14 protein-coding genes are annotated in these 15,308 nt (G+C 62.2%); 7 read left to right on the top strand and 7 right to left on the bottom strand.

Translation table 11 applies throughout. The features are described 5' to 3' along the window. Window positions 1-72: 72 nt before the first annotated feature. The gene (locus tag PU133_RS16930) at window positions 73-1,434 is read left to right on the top strand and encodes a histidine kinase (protein WP_404862632.1); all 1,362 of its coding nucleotides are present in this window, start codon (window positions 73-75) and stop codon (window positions 1,432-1,434) included. Next, entirely contained in the window at window positions 1,434-2,102 is a 669-nt protein-coding gene (locus PU133_RS16925; protein WP_404862631.1) for a response regulator, read from the top strand. The genes PU133_RS16930 and PU133_RS16925 overlap by 1 nt, the downstream gene beginning before the upstream one ends. 22 nt (window positions 2,103-2,124) lie before the next feature. Here the strand turns inward: PU133_RS16925 and PU133_RS16920 are convergent, their stop codons facing one another. Then, window positions 2,125-2,475, bottom strand: a complete 351-nt coding sequence (locus PU133_RS16920; protein WP_404864574.1) for a DUF2200 domain-containing protein — start codon at window positions 2,473-2,475, stop codon at window positions 2,125-2,127. 262 nt (window positions 2,476-2,737) lie between these two features. Here PU133_RS16920 and PU133_RS16915 point away from each other — a divergent pair, with 262 nt between their 5' ends. After that, the gene (locus tag PU133_RS16915; protein ID WP_404862630.1) at window positions 2,738-3,373 is read left to right on the top strand and encodes an alpha/beta family hydrolase; all 636 of its coding nucleotides are present in this window, start codon (window positions 2,738-2,740) and stop codon (window positions 3,371-3,373) included. Continuing rightward, a complete protein-coding gene (xth, locus tag PU133_RS16910) occupies window positions 3,370-4,146 on the top strand; it encodes an exodeoxyribonuclease III (RefSeq protein WP_404862629.1) in 777 nt (258 codons plus the stop codon). Before PU133_RS16915 ends, xth begins: the two co-directional genes overlap by 4 nt. 180 nt (window positions 4,147-4,326) lie before the next feature. On the opposite strand, the gene PU133_RS16905 is transcribed toward xth, so the two are convergent. Together PU133_RS16905 and PU133_RS16900 are read right to left on the bottom strand one after the other, a co-directional pair. Beyond that, complete coding sequence (locus PU133_RS16905; RefSeq protein WP_404862628.1) at window positions 4,327-4,800, bottom strand: hypothetical protein; 474 nt, start codon at window positions 4,798-4,800, stop codon at window positions 4,327-4,329. 120 nt (window positions 4,801-4,920) lie between these two features. Then, window positions 4,921-5,160 carry a hypothetical protein gene (locus tag PU133_RS16900; RefSeq protein ID WP_404862627.1) on the bottom strand — a complete coding sequence of 80 codons (240 nt, stop codon included), beginning with the start codon at window positions 5,158-5,160 and terminating at the stop codon, window positions 4,921-4,923. A 156-nt stretch (window positions 5,161-5,316) separates the two neighbouring features. On the opposite strand from PU133_RS16900, the gene PU133_RS16895 reads away from it, so the two are divergent. Next, complete coding sequence (locus PU133_RS16895) at window positions 5,317-6,471, top strand: helix-turn-helix transcriptional regulator (protein WP_404862626.1); 1,155 nt, start codon at window positions 5,317-5,319, stop codon at window positions 6,469-6,471. A gap of 43 nt (window positions 6,472-6,514) precedes the next feature. Here the strand turns inward: PU133_RS16895 and PU133_RS16890 are convergent, their stop codons facing one another. Genes PU133_RS16890 through PU133_RS16880 form a run of 3 tightly spaced genes read right to left on the bottom strand, consistent with a single transcriptional unit; the run spans window position 6,515 to window position 8,689 of the window. Further along, window positions 6,515-7,246: an amino acid ABC transporter ATP-binding protein gene (locus PU133_RS16890; protein WP_404862625.1), complete on the bottom strand. Its 732-nt coding sequence runs from the start codon at window positions 7,244-7,246 to the stop codon at window positions 6,515-6,517. Next, a complete protein-coding gene (locus PU133_RS16885) occupies window positions 7,243-7,917 on the bottom strand; it encodes an amino acid ABC transporter permease (RefSeq protein WP_404862624.1) in 675 nt (224 codons plus the stop codon). The genes PU133_RS16890 and PU133_RS16885 overlap by 4 nt, the downstream gene beginning before the upstream one ends. A gap of 7 nt (window positions 7,918-7,924) precedes the next feature. Beyond that, a complete protein-coding gene (locus PU133_RS16880) occupies window positions 7,925-8,689 on the bottom strand; it encodes an amino acid ABC transporter substrate-binding protein (protein WP_404862623.1) in 765 nt (254 codons plus the stop codon). 369 nt (window positions 8,690-9,058) lie between these two features. Between PU133_RS16880 and PU133_RS16875 the strand changes: the two genes are divergently transcribed. Further along, window positions 9,059-10,054, top strand: a complete 996-nt coding sequence (locus PU133_RS16875; RefSeq protein ID WP_404862622.1) for a murein L,D-transpeptidase family protein — start codon at window positions 9,059-9,061, stop codon at window positions 10,052-10,054. 88 nt (window positions 10,055-10,142) lie between these two features. Here PU133_RS16875 and PU133_RS16870 read toward each other — a convergent pair whose 3' ends face one another. Then, window positions 10,143-11,105, bottom strand: a complete 963-nt coding sequence (locus PU133_RS16870) for a helix-turn-helix domain-containing protein (RefSeq protein WP_404862621.1) — start codon at window positions 11,103-11,105, stop codon at window positions 10,143-10,145. Between the two features lie 664 nt (window positions 11,106-11,769). Between PU133_RS16870 and PU133_RS16865 the strand changes: the two genes are divergently transcribed. Further along, entirely contained in the window at window positions 11,770-15,237 is a 3,468-nt protein-coding gene (locus PU133_RS16865) for a S8 family peptidase (RefSeq protein WP_404862620.1), read from the top strand. Window positions 15,238-15,308: the final 71 nt, after the last annotated feature.

Below are 15,308 nucleotides of genomic sequence, written 5' to 3'. Positions count from 1 at the left end.
CTTCTTCTCGGATCACTGGCGGCGCGGGAAAACGCGCCCCGAGAAGAACGTTGGCAGGCCTTAGGATCGCCCATGCTGGTACTGGATGCCGATATAGCGAAGCGTTTCGCGCTGTTTGGCGGCGCCGTCGTCATCGCAACCACGGCGCTCGTCGGCTGGATGAGCACGACGCTGATCACCCGCAACGTGCTCGGCACGGCCGCATCATCGACCGCGCTCTTCGTCGACAGCATCGTTACGCCGCACGTGCAGGGCCTCACTGTTGCTGCCGTTCTTCAGGATACCGCGATTGAAGCTCTGGATCGCACGTTCCTCGACCCTGTGCTGCGCGACCGATTCCCCTTCATCGAGATATGGAAAGCCGACGGCACGATCGTCTATTCGAATCACCGCGAGATGATCGGCCGAAGCTACCCGCCGCCGCCCAGCCTCGCAGTCGCTTTCGAAGGCGAGATCGCGTCCGACTTCACGGATCTGAGGGCGCAGGAACATACGGTGCGCCAGCTCGACGAAGAATATCTCGAGATCTACACGCCGATCCGCGATCTTGGCGGCGGGACGATCATCGCTGTGGCCGAAATCCATGAAAGCGCCGAAGCGGTGCGCCAGGAACTGGACTTCGCGACGCGGCGCAACTGGGCACTCGTCGTCACGCTTGCGTTGCTGGTCATGGCCGGGCTGCTGACCGTCGTCATGCGCGGCAACGCGATCATCCGGGCGCAACAGCGCGGCTTGGTCGAGCGCATCGAGGAAACGGAGCGTGCGCTCGAAGAGGTTCGGCGTCTGAAGGATGCCGTGCAATCGGCGACCGCCCGCCTCGTCGAGCGCGAGGAGAAGGCCTATCGCCGCATCGGCGCAGACCTGCATGACGGTCCGGCTCAACTCATCAGCTATTCGACGCTGAAACTCGAGCAGATCAGACGCGCGCGGTCCATCGCGGAGCGCTCGGCGATGATCGAGGACGTCGAGCGGGCGCTTGTCGAAGCCGTCGGCGAAATCCGCAACATGTCGCAGGGCCTCGTCCTGCCCGATCTCGATCGGATGCCTGTCCCGAAACTCATCGACGCGGCCATCGGCGCCCATGAGGAACGCACGGGGAACAAGGTCGACCGGTTCATCACCATCGACGATCCGGTGCTGTCGCGATCGTTCAAGATCTGCGTCTACCGCTTTCTGCAGGAGGCGCTCTGGAATGTGCACCGCCATGCACCTGGAACGGCGACCACGGCCTGCTGCGATATCGATGCGGAGACGGTGCGTGTCAGCGTATCCAACCTGCCGAACGAGAACAGCGCATCATGGGACGGTCGGCCCGGCCTCGGTATCTCCGGCCTCAAGGAGCGCGTCGAAAGTCTGGGCGGAACATTCACGATCGCCCATGACGGACAAATGCCCACGAGACTTGAAATGACCTTGCTGAAAGAGACTGCTTAATGGCCCGATCGGTTTCCGTCATCGTCGTCGACGATCACTCCATCTTCCGCGCAGGCGTCGTTCAATCGCTGGCACTGGATCCTCAGATCCGCGTCATCGCGGAAGGCAGTTCCGCCGATGAAGCCGAGGCGCTGGCCGAAAGGCTGCGCCCCGATATCGCGCTGATCGATGTTTCCATGCCCGGAGGAGGGATCGAAGCCGCACGGGCGATCACGCAATCCGTGCCGGAGACCAAGGTGGTCATGTTGACCGTCTCCGAGAACGACGACGATGTCTTCGATGCGGTGGAGGCTGGCGCCATCGGCTACATCCTGAAAGGCACCTCCGCCCGCGAAATGATTTCCGCCGTCCAGAATGTCGCGTCCGGCCAGACGCATATGGCGCCGAAACTTGCCCTGGCACTTCTGGCGCGCGCAAGGCGGCGCGACCAAGTCGATCCCCAGTGGACAGCACTGGAAAGCCTCACGCCACGCGAACGTTCGGTGTTGAGCCTCGTCGCCAGGGGCCTAAGCAACCGGGAAGTGGCAACGACGCTTCAAGTTGGGGAGAAGGCAGTCAAGTCACATCTCACCGGCATTTTCGGCAAACTGAAGGTGCGCAATCGCACCGAGGCGACACTCATCGCCAAGGCCTATGAGAAGCAGATTGCCGAATGGCAAGCGGGATAAGCCACGCGCCCTGCGTTTGCGATCATTCTCGCAGGATCTTCTCCATCGCCTTGCCCTTCGCGAGCTCCTCGACCAGCCTGTCCAGATAGCGGATTTTCTGCATCAGCGGATCTTCGACCGCTTCGACGCGAACGCCGCAGATGAGACCGGTGATGAGCGCACTCTTCGGATTGAACGCGGGCGCCTGCTCAAAAAAGGATTCGATGTCGGTTTCCAGTTCGATATGCCGTTCCAGCTCAGCCAGATCATAGCCGGTAAGCCAGCAAATCACCCGATCGACCTCGCCCTTCGTCCGCTGCTTGCGCTCCGCCTTCTGCACATAAAGCGGATAGACCTTCGAGAACTTCATCGAGAAGATGCGGTGGCCGGACATGAACAGTCCCCATATTGGCGGGCTTAAGAGCCGCTGATGGTCGAGACCCAAGAGTAAAAGGAAATCTCAGCCGCGTGCACTGTTCAATCGGCGATGAGGATCACCTGCAGAGATGGTAGCCTCAATCGCGACGCCGACATGTTGACGGCGCTGCATCCTCGCTTGCAGAACAAACGCTAATTTGTGTGAGATTGGCTGCGGTCGCCCGGACGAAACCCATCGGCTGGCTGACCGTTAGCGATCATCGAATAGGGGATCGCGCATGTCACTTCTCATCGAGGGCCCGCACGACGCCTTCGCGACGCTCCTTCTCGCCCATGGTGCGGGCGCGCCGATGGATTCCGACGCGATGAACGCCATCACCGAGGCCCTGGTGCGGGCCGGGTTCCGCGTCGCGCGGTTCGAATTTGCCTATATGGCAGCCCGCCGTCAGGGCAAGCGCAGCCCACCGCCGAAAGCCGAGCGGCTGCTTGACGAATACCGCCAGGCTGTGGCGGCACTCAATTGCGACCGGGCGCTGATCATCGGCGGCAAGTCGATGGGAGGCCGGGTCGCATCGATGATCGCCGACGAGCTCCACGACGAAGGCACCGTCGCCGGCCTGGTGTGTCTCGGTTACCCCTTCCACTCGCCCACGAAGCCTCAGCAATTGCGCACGGCTCATCTCGAACGGCTCGAAACCCCGGCGCTGATCTGCCAGGGCACGCGCGATCCCTTCGGCACGCGGGCGGAGGTCGCGACCTATGCGCTCTCGGATCGGATCGAGGTGCTGTGGCTCGAAGATGGCGATCACGATCTGAAGCCGCGCAAGAAGCTTTCCGGCTTCACACTGTCCGACCATCTCGCGACGCTGGCCCAAACGACGCGAAACTGGGCTGAGCGCATGCTGCGTCCATGAAGATCGCCACCTTCAACATCAATGGCGTCAACAAGCGATTGCCAAATCTCATCGCGTGGCTGGAGGTCGCAGAACCGGACATCGTCTGCCTGCAGGAGCTGAAGGCGGAGCAGGGTGCCTTCCCGCAAGAGGCGATTGCACAAGCGGGTTATGATGCGGTTTGGTCCGGGCAGAAGAGCTGGAACGGCGTCGCCGTGCTCTCGCGCGTCGGCGCGCCGGTGGTGACCCGCCGCAGCCTGCCGGGTGATCCGGCCGACCAGCAGGCCCGCTACATCGAGGCGGCTGTCTCCGGCATCCTCATCGCCTCAATCTATGCGCCGAACGGCAACCCGCAGCCCGGACCCAAATTCGATTACAAGCTTGCCTGGCTCGCCCGGCTGAAGAAACATGCCACAGAGCTCCGCAAATCCGGCGCGCCCGTCGTCCTTGCGGGTGACTACAATGTCGCGCCGACCGATCTCGACATCTATCCAACGAAATCCTGGGATGACGACGCCCTGATCCAGCCCGAAAGCCGTGCCGCCTATCGAAGCCTCATCGGCCGCAGCTGGCTCGACGCTCTGCGCCATTGCCATCCCGACGAGCGCATCTACACCTTCTGGCACTACAAGCGCATGCGCTGGCCGCGCGATGCCGGGCTGCGCCTCGACCATTTGCTTCTGAGCCGCAACCTGCGCGAAAGGCTGGAAGATGCGGGAGTCGATCGCGCGGTGAGGGGGCTTGAAGGCGCCAGCGACCACGCGCCCGTCTGGATCAGGCTATCCCCGCCTTGAAGCAGATCGACATGCGGCAGCCTCGCTTTTAGCGCCGCCAATGTCGGAAGGATCGACAGTCTCTTCGAGCATAAGCGGGTATTCGCCGAACCCAGCGGAGTGTGCTGAGCGCGCAGCCCGCAGCGACCTCTCCCAGGCTTTGGGAGCGCCTTTCACGAGGTTCTTGGGTCCCGCCAATACCTATTGGCCTGCGTGCAGGCCGCGCAATTCGACTTCAACGCGGTCCTTGCCATCGAAGTAGATTTCTTTGACGAAGCCAAAAGGAACGTTTGCCGTCCATACAGTGCCTCCATCCTGTTTCGACGAGCGACATGTCCTGAACGTTCCGGCTGGCACGCGAATGTCCTCGATCGTTCCGCCCGCCGCTTCACAGCCACCGAGCACCTCACGGACTTTGACGTCGCTCACCATTTCGCTGGCCGGGATTGTTACCGTGTTTTGTATCGGCTTACCGGATGAAACGAAGGTATTCGAGAAGGTGAAGATCTCGGTGCTGGCATCGAAGGCAACAATTTCCATGGTCTGTGTGAAAACGACCACCAAACCGTCGGGGCTGGTGTACGTGCCGTCGAACACGACCTTGTCGCCGACGGCAGGGAAGGCAAGGGCCAGTGGGACGGAGAACAAGGTGCAGATGAAAGAGATGAAGCGCACGATCCAGCTCCAGTTTGGGTCAGCGAGAGATATGCGGTTTTTGTGCTGCCTGGCGACGCTCTCGGCATTCGACCCTGCTGAGGCTTGAGGCTGCCGCACGACTGCTTCGATATCTCCAACTCAGTATGCGCGCCAACCCCAGTTGTAGGAGCAGAACCGCCCGCCGACCACAGCATCGGAGTAGTTGCCGGGTTGGATCGGACCTTTCCCCAATTCCCGGAAAGTGTGGTCCTGACAGATGGCCTCGTAGGTGACGAAGACGGTGTATGGGCATCCGTTATAGAACTGACGGCTTTCCTCCAGGGTAACCTGGCACTCCTGCGCCTCTGCTTGTTCGTTCGCGATGATCATCCCGGTCAAACAGGCGAAAGCTCCCAGAATGGATAGTCTCACAAACATCTTTTCCCCCAGGAATACGATGGAACGTTGGTCTACCGCGCGCCCTGCGCTTACGCCGCAGTAAGCATGGGTGTGGTAATGTCGTCTTCACCCGTTCGGGTGAGGAGATCGTTCGCAATGTCGAAGTGGGAAGGCCCGCTGGTAGATCGGCTCTATGAAGCCGCCGTCATCCCTGAACTCTGGCCAGGCGTATGCGAACGCATCAGCGCGGGCATCGGTGCTTTCTCCACGGCAATCATCTGCATTTCACCGGACGGGACAGCGCGTTGGGTGTCGAGCCCGGCGATCGCCAGACAGATGGAGCAGTACGGTGCAAGTGATCTTCAACACCGCAATGTTCGGCCCGCACGCGCCCTGACCAGAGCGCCGGGAGCCTTCATGCGAGACATCGACCTGCTGACCGATGAAGAACTGGCACGAGACCCGATGCGGACCGAATTGCTGGAGCCGATCGGGCTGGGATGGGAAATGGGCTGCGCCATCGCCGAGCCCTCGGGTGCAATGTTCGTGACCAGCATGCTTCGACGCACAGCGGACGGGCCCTTTACGGTCACGGATGCCGATCGGATGAATGCGCTCAAGCCGGACCTTGCCCGCGCAACTTTCCTGGCCACGCGCCTTGCCTTCAGCCAGGCACAGAGCATCACAAAGACATTATCGACCGTCGGCCTGGCAGCTGCCGTCCTCACCTTGTCAGGCAAGGTCCTGTCGATGAACGCCGACATGGAGAAGTTTGCGCCGCGCCTCAGAGTGGGTGCGGGTGACAATCTGGTGGTCAAGGATCCCGCAGCAAGAGATCTGCTGCGGGCGGCGCTCCTTGGGCTGAAGCTTCAGGACGCGCCGGTCGTGCAGTCCATACCGATCGCGGCCGATTTCGGAGAACCGGTCCTCGTCCTGCAGCTTCTGCCCGTTCGGCGCGATGCGCGTGACATCTTCGGGCCTGCCACCGCCATTCTGATCGCGACAGCTGTGGGGCATGTCGGGCCGCCGGACGCGCGCGTCATCTGCGGCCTGTTCGATCTTACCCCAGCGGAAGGGCGCATTGCGCAACGCGTGGTTGGCGGGGAGAAGGTGGGCGACATCGCCGCGGCCCTCGGTATCGGGCAAGAGACCGTGCGAACTCATTTGAAGAGCATTTACCGCAAGACCGGCGTCAACCGACAGTCCAAGCTCGTGTCACTGCTTCTCGGAATACCGCATCAGGAGCGGGCATTGGATGACGCTTCTCAGGCACTCGCCGCTGCCCAAGCGAGCGGCGATCGTTGGAAATGAGGCGTCGTCGAAAGCTGTCGATGCGCTGACCATCGATCCAGGCTCACGTCACTCTGCGCAGAAAATCGCGGGTGCGCTGATCCTGCGGATCGTCGAAGATCGCTTCGGGCGGTCCCTGTTCGACGATGCGTCCGCCTTCCATGAAGATCACGCGGTGGGCGATTTCCCGGGCGAACTGCATTTCGTGGGTGACGATCAGCATCGTCTGCCGGCTTTCCGCGACGCGGCGCATCAGGTCGAGCACTTCGCCCACCCACTCGGGATCGAGCGCGGAGGTGGGTTCATCGAACAGCATGAGATCCGCATCGAGCGCCATTGCTCGTCCGATGCCGACACGCTGCTGCTGGCCGCCCGAAAGTGCCGCCGGGTAGGATCCGGCCTTGTCCGATAGCCCGGTTTCACCGAGAATCGTGTCGGCGCGAGCTTCCGCTTGAGCGCGCGACTGGCCGTGGACGGTGACGAGCGCCTCCGTGATGTTCTCCCGCGCAGTCTTGTTGGCAAAGAGCGAATAGTTCTGGAAGACAAAGGCGGTACGGCGCCTGAGCGCCAGGATGTCTTTGCGGGTCGCCCGCGCTGCGTCGACTGTCAGGTCGCCGATCCCGATGACCCCAGCGTCGGGACGATCGAGGAAGTTGATGCACCGGAGCAGCGTCGACTTGCCCGTGCCGGAGGGCCCGATGACGACGATCCGCTCGCCGGCCTCGATCTGCAGATCGATGCCGTCAAGAACGGTATTGTTGCCGAAACGCTTGGTCAGTCCTTCAAGTCGGATCATCGCGCATAGGCCCTGTTCAGCCGTTCCTCAAGCAGGCGCTGGACGAAGGACAGTGCCTCGACGATGATCCAGTACAGGATTGCGACGACGACGAACGCTTCGAAATAGAGGAAGCTTCCGGCCGCTTCCTTCTGGGTCGCTCCCATCATCTCCGTAACGCCGAGCGTGAAGGCGAGCGACGTCCCCTTGATCATGTCTATGAAGTAATTGACGAGCGTCGGCGCGGCGACGCGTGCCGCCTGCGGCAGGATGATGCGACGCATCATCTGGGTCTGCGTCATGCCGACGGCCTGGCTTGCTTCCCACTGGCTTCGGTCGACGCCGACGATCGCGGCACGGATGCTTTCGGCCATGTAGGCTGAGAAATGCAGCGTCAGGCCCATGATCGCCGCGGTCACGCCGTTGATCTGCGTCAGGACGGAAAAGACCTGCGGGAGCCCGTAATAAAACAGAAACAGCTGCACCAACAGCGGCGTCCCGCGGAAGAAGCTGATAAAGAGGACGACCAGCCGGTCGAGCACAGGAATGCGCACGACCCGCTCGACGGCCAGCAGCGACGCGATGATCAGCGCCAGCACCATGGAAACGCTCGCCATGGCGAGCGTCAGCGGCACATAACCGAGGATGACGGGCACAAGACCAAGCATGTACTCCAGATCGAGCGCCCGCATGCCTCACTTACTCCGGCTTGGTGATATCGGCGTCGAACCACTTCTGCGAGATTTCCGTCAGCGTGCCATTTTCGCGCAGGGTGTCGAGAGCCGCGTTGACATCGTCCCTGAGCGCTCGGCCCTCCTCGTCGTCGCGGAAGGGATAGGCATTGCGGATTTCGCTGAAGGGCGTGCCGGCAAGCGCCAGCGGCAGCGGGCTCTCCTTGATCACCTGGGTCGAGGAAACGCGGTCCATCACGAAGGCGTCGACGCGGCCGAGCGCCGTGTCCTGCTCGATGTTGCTTTCATAGGTACGGATATCGATCTCGTCGGCGTTGGGCAATTCGCGCAGCAAGGCCTCGAAATTAGAGCCGAGATTGACGGCCACGGACTTGCCGCTGAGATCATCCGGGCCCGAGATGGTATCCTCGTTGCCCTCGCGCGTCACGATCTGCGCGCCGTCATAAACATAAGGCTCGCTGAAGATGAAGGTCGCCTCGCGTTCCGGCGTGATCGTGATCTGGTTGGCGACCGTGTCGATGCGGCCGGCCTGCAGCGCGCCGATAAGACCGGAAAACGACATGGTCTCGAACTGAATCTCGCGTCCCAGTTCTTCTCCGATCGCGTTCATGAGGTCCACCTCGAAGCCCTGCAGTTCATCCTGCCGAACGAAGGTGAAGGGAAAATAGCCGCCCGACATACCAACAGTGATCGGCTCCGCGCTCTCCTGCGCGTAGGAGGGAACTGTAAAGGTGGCCACGGCGGCCGCGGCGAGCATTGCCTTGAGCAACATGGAACTGTCTCCTATCAACGGCGATCCTCGAAAGACCACCAGCAGAATTATGAACGCTTGATTGAGGATATGGCTGCCGATCGCCGACGAAACAATGGCACGACCGGGTAAGTCCAACCAATATCGCAAAGGAATGGAGTTCGCTTTTGCTTGACCGGCCTATCCGCCCTTTTGCCGGCCTCCTCTCCTCAGCTTGGTGCCTTCAAACATCTACTGTCTTGAGGTGTGATTTGGCCGGCCCCGGCGTCTGGGATATGAACGTTATGCCGTCTGCCCGGGGTCGAGGGGCTTATCGTTAATCGCCTCTTAATGCGCGGTGGCTAGCCTCGTCGTTTGAACGGAAGCCGCGAACAAATCGAGGAATGCTGCATGTCACTTCGCCTCACTGCAGTCGTTGCCGTGCTGGCGATGTGTCTGTCCGGTTGCGTTTCGGTGATGGACGAGTTCGCCGACCGCGGAAACGTGCCGATCCCCGCAACGCTGGTCGCCCAGATGAGCGAGAAAGGCATGTCGCCTGCGTCCCCGGTTCTCATCCGGATTTTCAAGGAAGAGAGCGAACTAGAGATCTGGAAACAGGATCGGACAGGCGAATTCGCTCATCTGAAAACCTATCCCATGTGCCGCTGGTCCGGCAGTCTCGGCCCGAAGACGACCTCCGGCGATCGTCAGGCGCCCGAGGGGTTCTATCATGTGACCGCGGCGATGCTGAACCCGCAGTCGCAATACCATCTCTCGTTCAATCTCGGTTATCCCAACCGGCTCGAAAGCGCGCTCGGCTACACGGGCGCTTCGCTGATGGTGCATGGCGCATGTTCGTCTGCGGGCTGCTTTGCGATGACCGACGAGGGCGTCGAGGAAATCTATGCCGTGGTGAGGGACGCTCTCGGGTCCGGGCAGCAGAGCGTTCAGGTGCAGTCCCTGCCGTTCCGGATGAACGCGCGCAACATGGCCCGACACCGGGGCAATGCGAACATGCCGTTCTGGAACAATTTGAAGGAAGGCTACGACATCTTCGAAGCGACACGCCGACAGCCCCAGGTTTCTGCCTGTGGAAGGCGCTATGTCTTTGACATGATGTTTGCCGATGCTGCTTCGCTCGATCCTTTGGCAGCATGCCCGGTCGCCGAGCAATCCGAAAATCCGCTCGTCGCCGCTCTGCGCGCAACGGAAGCCGTGGCATACGAGAAGGCGATCAGCGCCGAGACCCTCGCGCCCGTGCATGCCTATGCGGATGGCGGCATGCATCCGACCTTTCGGTCACTCCTCGAAAAGCGCGGTGCCGACCGCCTGTCGAAGATGTCCTCCCGCACCCGTGTTCCCGTCAGCCGCCCGGATGCCGCCCTGGTCGACCCGCACCGGCCGTAAGAGTGAGACGGTGATGATCGCGAAGAACGAGCGCCGCTGACGGAAGCGATCAGGTCAAGCCACGCGTGCCAGTCTCACCGGCTCGTTGTTACAGCGCATGCAGCCAGGCGCCGAAGGGCTGGCTTCGCTTATCGATGCGGTAGGCCGGCGGCAGGTCGTCCTGTTCGTGCACGGCGGCGCGAACATCGCGCGGGCTCATGCCGAACTTGCGTCGGAACGCGCGGGAGAAATGTGCGTCGCTGCTGAAGCCTGCCTCATCGGCTATGTCGCCGATCCGGCGCCGCTCCTCGCGGTTGCACAGCAGCCGATAAGTGTGGTGCAGTCTGGTCTCCTGCACATAGTGGGAGACGCCGCCAAGCGGCTCGAACAGCCGGTAGAGCGTCGAGCGTGAAACTCCGCAGTGATGGGCGATCTTCGCAGGTCCCAGGGCAGGATCGGTAATGGTGCGCCGAATGTAATCCTGCGCGCGCTGGCGCGTGGCAATCGCGATCGCTTCCCGGCCCACGTCCCTGCTCGATGGTGCTTCGCACAGCGTCGCCGCAATCAGGTCCGTCAGGGTGGTTGCAACGCCGGTCGACTGATCGAGACGCAAGGTCGGCGCGTAGGTCGGCAGCATGTCGAGAAAGCCGCTCAGGAGCTGCACCCCCGCATCCGGCACCAGAACGCCGTGCAATCGACCCGGATCGCGCACGGCCTCACTCATGACTTCCCGCGGCATGATCAGCGACACGTTGCGGGGCGAAATTTCCTCGAAATCCTCAAGCGTCTGACCGAAGTCGACCACGTTCAACCGATGGCCCTGCGGCGTCGCATCGAGCCGGATCATCACATGGTCGAGCATGTCCGAGCGCATCTTGCGGGCGCTTCGGGCGAAATGAAACGTGGACGTGCGCATTTCACTGATGATCATCCGGCCGAGCTGCGTGCTCTGCACGTTGATCGAAAAGGGGGATTCAGGATCGAACTCCGTCTCGAACATCACCCCGACACGATAGCTCCAGAAATTGGTATCCTTGGAGTGAAGCCGCTGTGTCGGTGCGAGGTTCGTCAAAGTTCTCTCCTCTTTGGCGAATGGATGAATGTCGGTCGAGTTAGGGCATAAACACTGAGATTGGAACGGCCAGTCAATTTCGGGTGAAGAGCCTGAGACGCGCCGACTAACAGTTTCTCCGGCACCGACGGTAGATTTGCAGTAGGGGTCTGGGGGGCCATCATGCAAGTCGAGCCGCTTCGCCAAAAACGGGCGCAGTCAAAGATTGAATCGGCGAACGCGCAGTCCGCGCTCGCAACCGCTTGCATAGGGCTCCTCTTCACGCTGGTGCTGACGATGGCCGCGACGGAGCCGTTGCCAGATGAGCGGATGCCGCACCTCTCCTCCTATCTCGACCTCGTCCACAATCATTCCAGGACCATCGGGTCTGTGCGTCCGCAGGGCGGGATCTAAGACAAGCGCTACGCGGGGTCGCGTTTTCTTCGGGCCGCGGTCGGCTGCACGGGTGAGACGCAGGGATAAGAAACAGGGCGATTTTTGATACGTCGTCGCTAACGGTTTCAAGATCGCGGTTGCTAGAACAGTTGCGGGCGGAAGCATTGGGGGCTTTCTGAGCGGCGATCCGGAAAGACAAAGGTTCCGGACGGCACCGCTGTGGGAACGCGGTCGATGTGGCGTCCATCGCACCATCATCGCAGTTCTCTTCAGGTTGGCACTCAAGCGCATGCATTTCTTCGCATCTTCCATAAGCCGGTCCGGCACCCGGACCACCGCACTCGCAGCCATGTTTCTCGCCGGCGTATCGGCTCTGACGCTCGCTCCCGCACATGTCGGCGCAGCTGAGCACACGCCTGTCGAGGCGCAGACATCGGAGCAGGCCGAGCTTTCAAAGCGTTTGGCAGAGGCCATGGCGTTGGCCTCACGCTATGGCCAGCGCTCCGTCATCGCATCCATCATCGAAAATGTGCGGTTGGCGCCCGATCATGCTGCGCTCATCGAATCGGCTGCGGTCGCAAATACGACGCTGGCGCGCGAAACGATCGGCAAGGCAAAGGACGTTGGTCTTGCGATGGCTGCGGCGTCAGCTGGCACGGCACTCCCGCCCGGCGCGGACCCGGCGGTGCCAGTCTCCGAGCTTAGCGAAGAGGAAGCCAATTTCGGCTGGCTGATGTCGGGTGCCGATGCGGCAGACCGCCTGGGCCTCACGGGTAAAGGTGTGACTGTCGGTGTTGTCGATTCCGGCATCGCGCGACGCCTGGACGGCTCTGCCCACCCGGAATTCGAAGACCGGATCGATCCGCGCTCGATCAGCTACCTCTATTGGATCGATCCGACGGTAACGATCGAAGATATCGAGCGCGATCCGCAGGGCGCGCTCGAGCGGCTGTTCGATCAGGCGGGTGCGAACGGCTTTGAGGATGTCGAAGGTCATGGCACCCATGTCGCGGGCATCATCGCGGCGGCCCGCGACGGCAAGGGTATGGTCGGTGTTGCACCCGGCGCTAACATCCTCTCGATCGCCACGATCCCGACCCGAGGCAGTCTTGGACCGGCGGAATTGTTCGAACTGCAATTGTGCGGTCCTACGCTTTTCACTTCAAACGGCGTCGACTGCGCGCCGAAGGTCCCGGGCGAAGAATACATCGAAGCGGCACTCGATTATCTGACTTCTCAGGCGGACGTGCGTATCGCTAACGGCTCTTTCGGACCCGGCCACGACCTGGGCGCCGTGACGACCAATGTTGAGTTCGATCGTACGAATTTCGACGCGCTCGACCGCTTCGTAATGTCCGGGAAAATCTGGGTGGCCGCGGCCGGAAATGGCTTCGACACCGCCCCGGTCATGTCTGAAAGCCCCGACGGCCTCGGCCTCACGCCCTTCATCTCGCCGGAAAATGCGGGTGTCACCAACTCAGCCGGCGCACCGGTGTTTACCGATGGCGGACAGGGCTTCGACTACTCGCATCTGCAACCTGACCGGCTGGCTGCCCTGGAAGCCGAGACCGGTGAAGCCTTTGGACGCATTGTGACCGTCGTCGCCGTCGGCGCACAAAAGCAGATCTCGATGTTTTCGAACCGCTGCGGCGTGACTGCGCGTTGGTGCATCGCTGCGCCCGGCGGCGATTTTCTTGAAGATGCAGACGGCAATCCGACGGAGCGGTCGATTTATTCGGCCATTCCGCAGAATATCGCGGATCGCAATCCTGCCTTCGCTCCGGGCACTGCCCCTGCCTACAATTTCTTCGAAGGCACATCGATGGCCGCTCCCCATGTCGCTGGTGCGCTCGCGGTGCTGGTGGAAGCCTATCCGGGCTTCACGCCGGGACGGATCGTCGAGATCATGTTCCAGACCGCGGAAGATCTCGGTGCTCCCGGCATCGACGAGATCTTCGGCCACGGCCTTCTGCGGCTCGACCAGGCGCTGCAGGGACCGATCGGCCTGACTGGCGATTCCTCAGAGATCTATCAGGCGAATGTCGACGATACCCATCTCTGGCGCTTCAGCTTTGCCTCCGGTGGAGCCCTCCTCAAGACGGGGCAGGGCCTGCTGACGACCGCCACGGACACAAATATCGCGTTCGCTCAGGAAGCGGCCATCATCGAAGGCGGCCTGCAGGTCGATGGGCGCTTTGCGGCTCCGCGTCTCTTTGTCGGCCCCGGCGCACTGCTTGGCGGTTCAGGCTTTATTCAAGGCGATGTCGGGGTGGCGGGCACGCTCGCGCCCGGCAGTTCGCCAGGCACGCTGACCGTTTCGGGCACCGTGGGCCTTCTCGACAGCGCCACGACGGCGATCGAGATCGATGGAGCCGGCACCGGCAATGGTGCGGGGAACTTCGATCGCATCATTGCGCTTGGCGCATTCGATGCCTTCACGGCCGCCGGCACGCTTGCACCACAATTGCGCGGCATCGCCGGCCCGGCGACGAACAGCTTCGTCCCCGCGCTCGGCGAAACCTTCAGGTTCGTGGAGACACCGAATGGCGTCGTCGCCGGCTCCTTCGCCAGCCTGACCCAACCGACCGATGGACTGCCCGCGGGCTCGCGCTTCGATGTACTCTACGGCCAGCAAACGTTGTCGCTCGTAGCAACGCCGTCGGATTACGGCACTGCGCTTGCGGCCGGTGCCGCAGGCAACCAGGCTGCTGCGCGTTCCGTAGGGGCGGCGCTGCAAGCCATCCGTCCGGCGGCCGGCACGCGTCCGAGCGCCGAAGCGGCTGCGATCTTCGACCCGCTCTACCGCCTCGGCGGCAATGCCGTTCCCATCGCCTTGTCCGGCGCCGCGGGAACCATCCATGTCGATGTCGCACAGGAAAGCCTGAGTTCCATCGGACGTTTTTCGGATGTACTGGCCACCCGCCACACCGGCTTGACCGCAGAAGGCGCTGCCACCGGCACCGTGTGGGCGACGCCGTTCCTCGGTGGCGTGCAGGTCTCCGGCAACGGCGAAGGCTTTGATGCTGATTTCAGAGGCTTCGCCCTCGGCATCGAAGGTTCGCCCGATGCACTGTTCGGCAATCAGGCGTCGATCGGCTTTGCCGGTGCCTATTCCACCAGCAGCCTCGACGATTGGACGGGCACCGCCGACATCGATGTCGTGCAGGGCGGCGTCTATGGCTCCTACGATTGGTCGGGCGTCATCGTTTCAGGCGCGGCCGGTCTCTCCTATGCGTCGGGCGACACGCGCCGCGCCGGCATTCTGGGCGTCGCCGAAAGTTCCTTCCGGGGCTTCGGTGGCTTCGCAGATCTTGCGGTATCGAAGCCCCACACGTTCGACATCGGCACGGTGGAGCCCTTTGCCGCCATCGGCTACCGGGCACTGGATCGCCGTGGCTTCAGCGAGGCTGGCGCATTTGCCCTCGACATCGCAGGCAAGACCTACGACCAAACCTTCGCCACGGCCGGGATCGCGCTGTCTCACAGCTTCGAGCTCGGCTCGGTGACGCTCGAGCCGCAAGCGCGGCTTGCCTATCGCTTCGACTTCGATCGGGTCGATGCCTCCGGGACTGCCTCCATCTTCGGTGCATCCTTCGAAGCCGCTGGTGCCGATATCGGTCGCCACGCCATTGTCGGCTCGTTCGGGGTCGAAGCGGCCCTTTCGGACACGGTGTCGCTTTCGGCCGCCTACGAAACGGAAGTGCGCTCCGACTTCGCCTCCCATGGGGCGAGGGTCAACCTGATCGCGCGCTGGTAGCGGCGAAACGACCAACGACCTTGCTTCCCGGTCATGTCGCGACGGCGGCTGACCGGGGTAAATCCAGCAAC

It is taken from the genome of Georhizobium sp. MAB10, from assembly GCF_045012825.1.
In the GTDB taxonomy this organism is placed as follows: domain Bacteria; phylum Pseudomonadota; class Alphaproteobacteria; order Rhizobiales; family Rhizobiaceae; genus Georhizobium; species Georhizobium profundi.
This window is presented reverse-complemented; position numbering and strand designations above follow the sequence as displayed.

Coding starts and splice junctions, on each gene's coding strand:
- PU133_RS16915 (WP_404862630.1), top strand. CDS start 2,738: ATGTCACTTCTCATCGAGGGCCCGCACGACGCCTTCGCGACGCTCCTT.
- PU133_RS16895 (WP_404862626.1), top strand. CDS start 5,317: ATGTCGAAGTGGGAAGGCCCGCTGGTAGATCGGCTCTATGAAGCCGCC.
- xth (WP_404862629.1), top strand. CDS start 3,370: ATGAAGATCGCCACCTTCAACATCAATGGCGTCAACAAGCGATTGCCA.
- PU133_RS16890 (WP_404862625.1), bottom strand. CDS start 7,246: ATGATCCGACTTGAAGGACTGACCAAGCGTTTCGGCAACAATACCGTT.
- PU133_RS16875 (WP_404862622.1), top strand. CDS start 9,059: ATGTCACTTCGCCTCACTGCAGTCGTTGCCGTGCTGGCGATGTGTCTG.
- PU133_RS16865 (WP_404862620.1), top strand. CDS start 11,770: ATGCATTTCTTCGCATCTTCCATAAGCCGGTCCGGCACCCGGACCACC.
- PU133_RS16920 (WP_404864574.1), bottom strand. CDS start 2,475: ATGTCCGGCCACCGCATCTTCTCGATGAAGTTCTCGAAGGTCTATCCG.
- PU133_RS16885 (WP_404862624.1), bottom strand. CDS start 7,917: ATGCGGGCGCTCGATCTGGAGTACATGCTTGGTCTTGTGCCCGTCATC.
- PU133_RS16930 (WP_404862632.1), top strand. CDS start 73: ATGCTGGTACTGGATGCCGATATAGCGAAGCGTTTCGCGCTGTTTGGC.
- PU133_RS16925 (WP_404862631.1), top strand. CDS start 1,434: ATGGCCCGATCGGTTTCCGTCATCGTCGTCGACGATCACTCCATCTTC.
- PU133_RS16880 (WP_404862623.1), bottom strand. CDS start 8,689: ATGTTGCTCAAGGCAATGCTCGCCGCGGCCGCCGTGGCCACCTTTACA.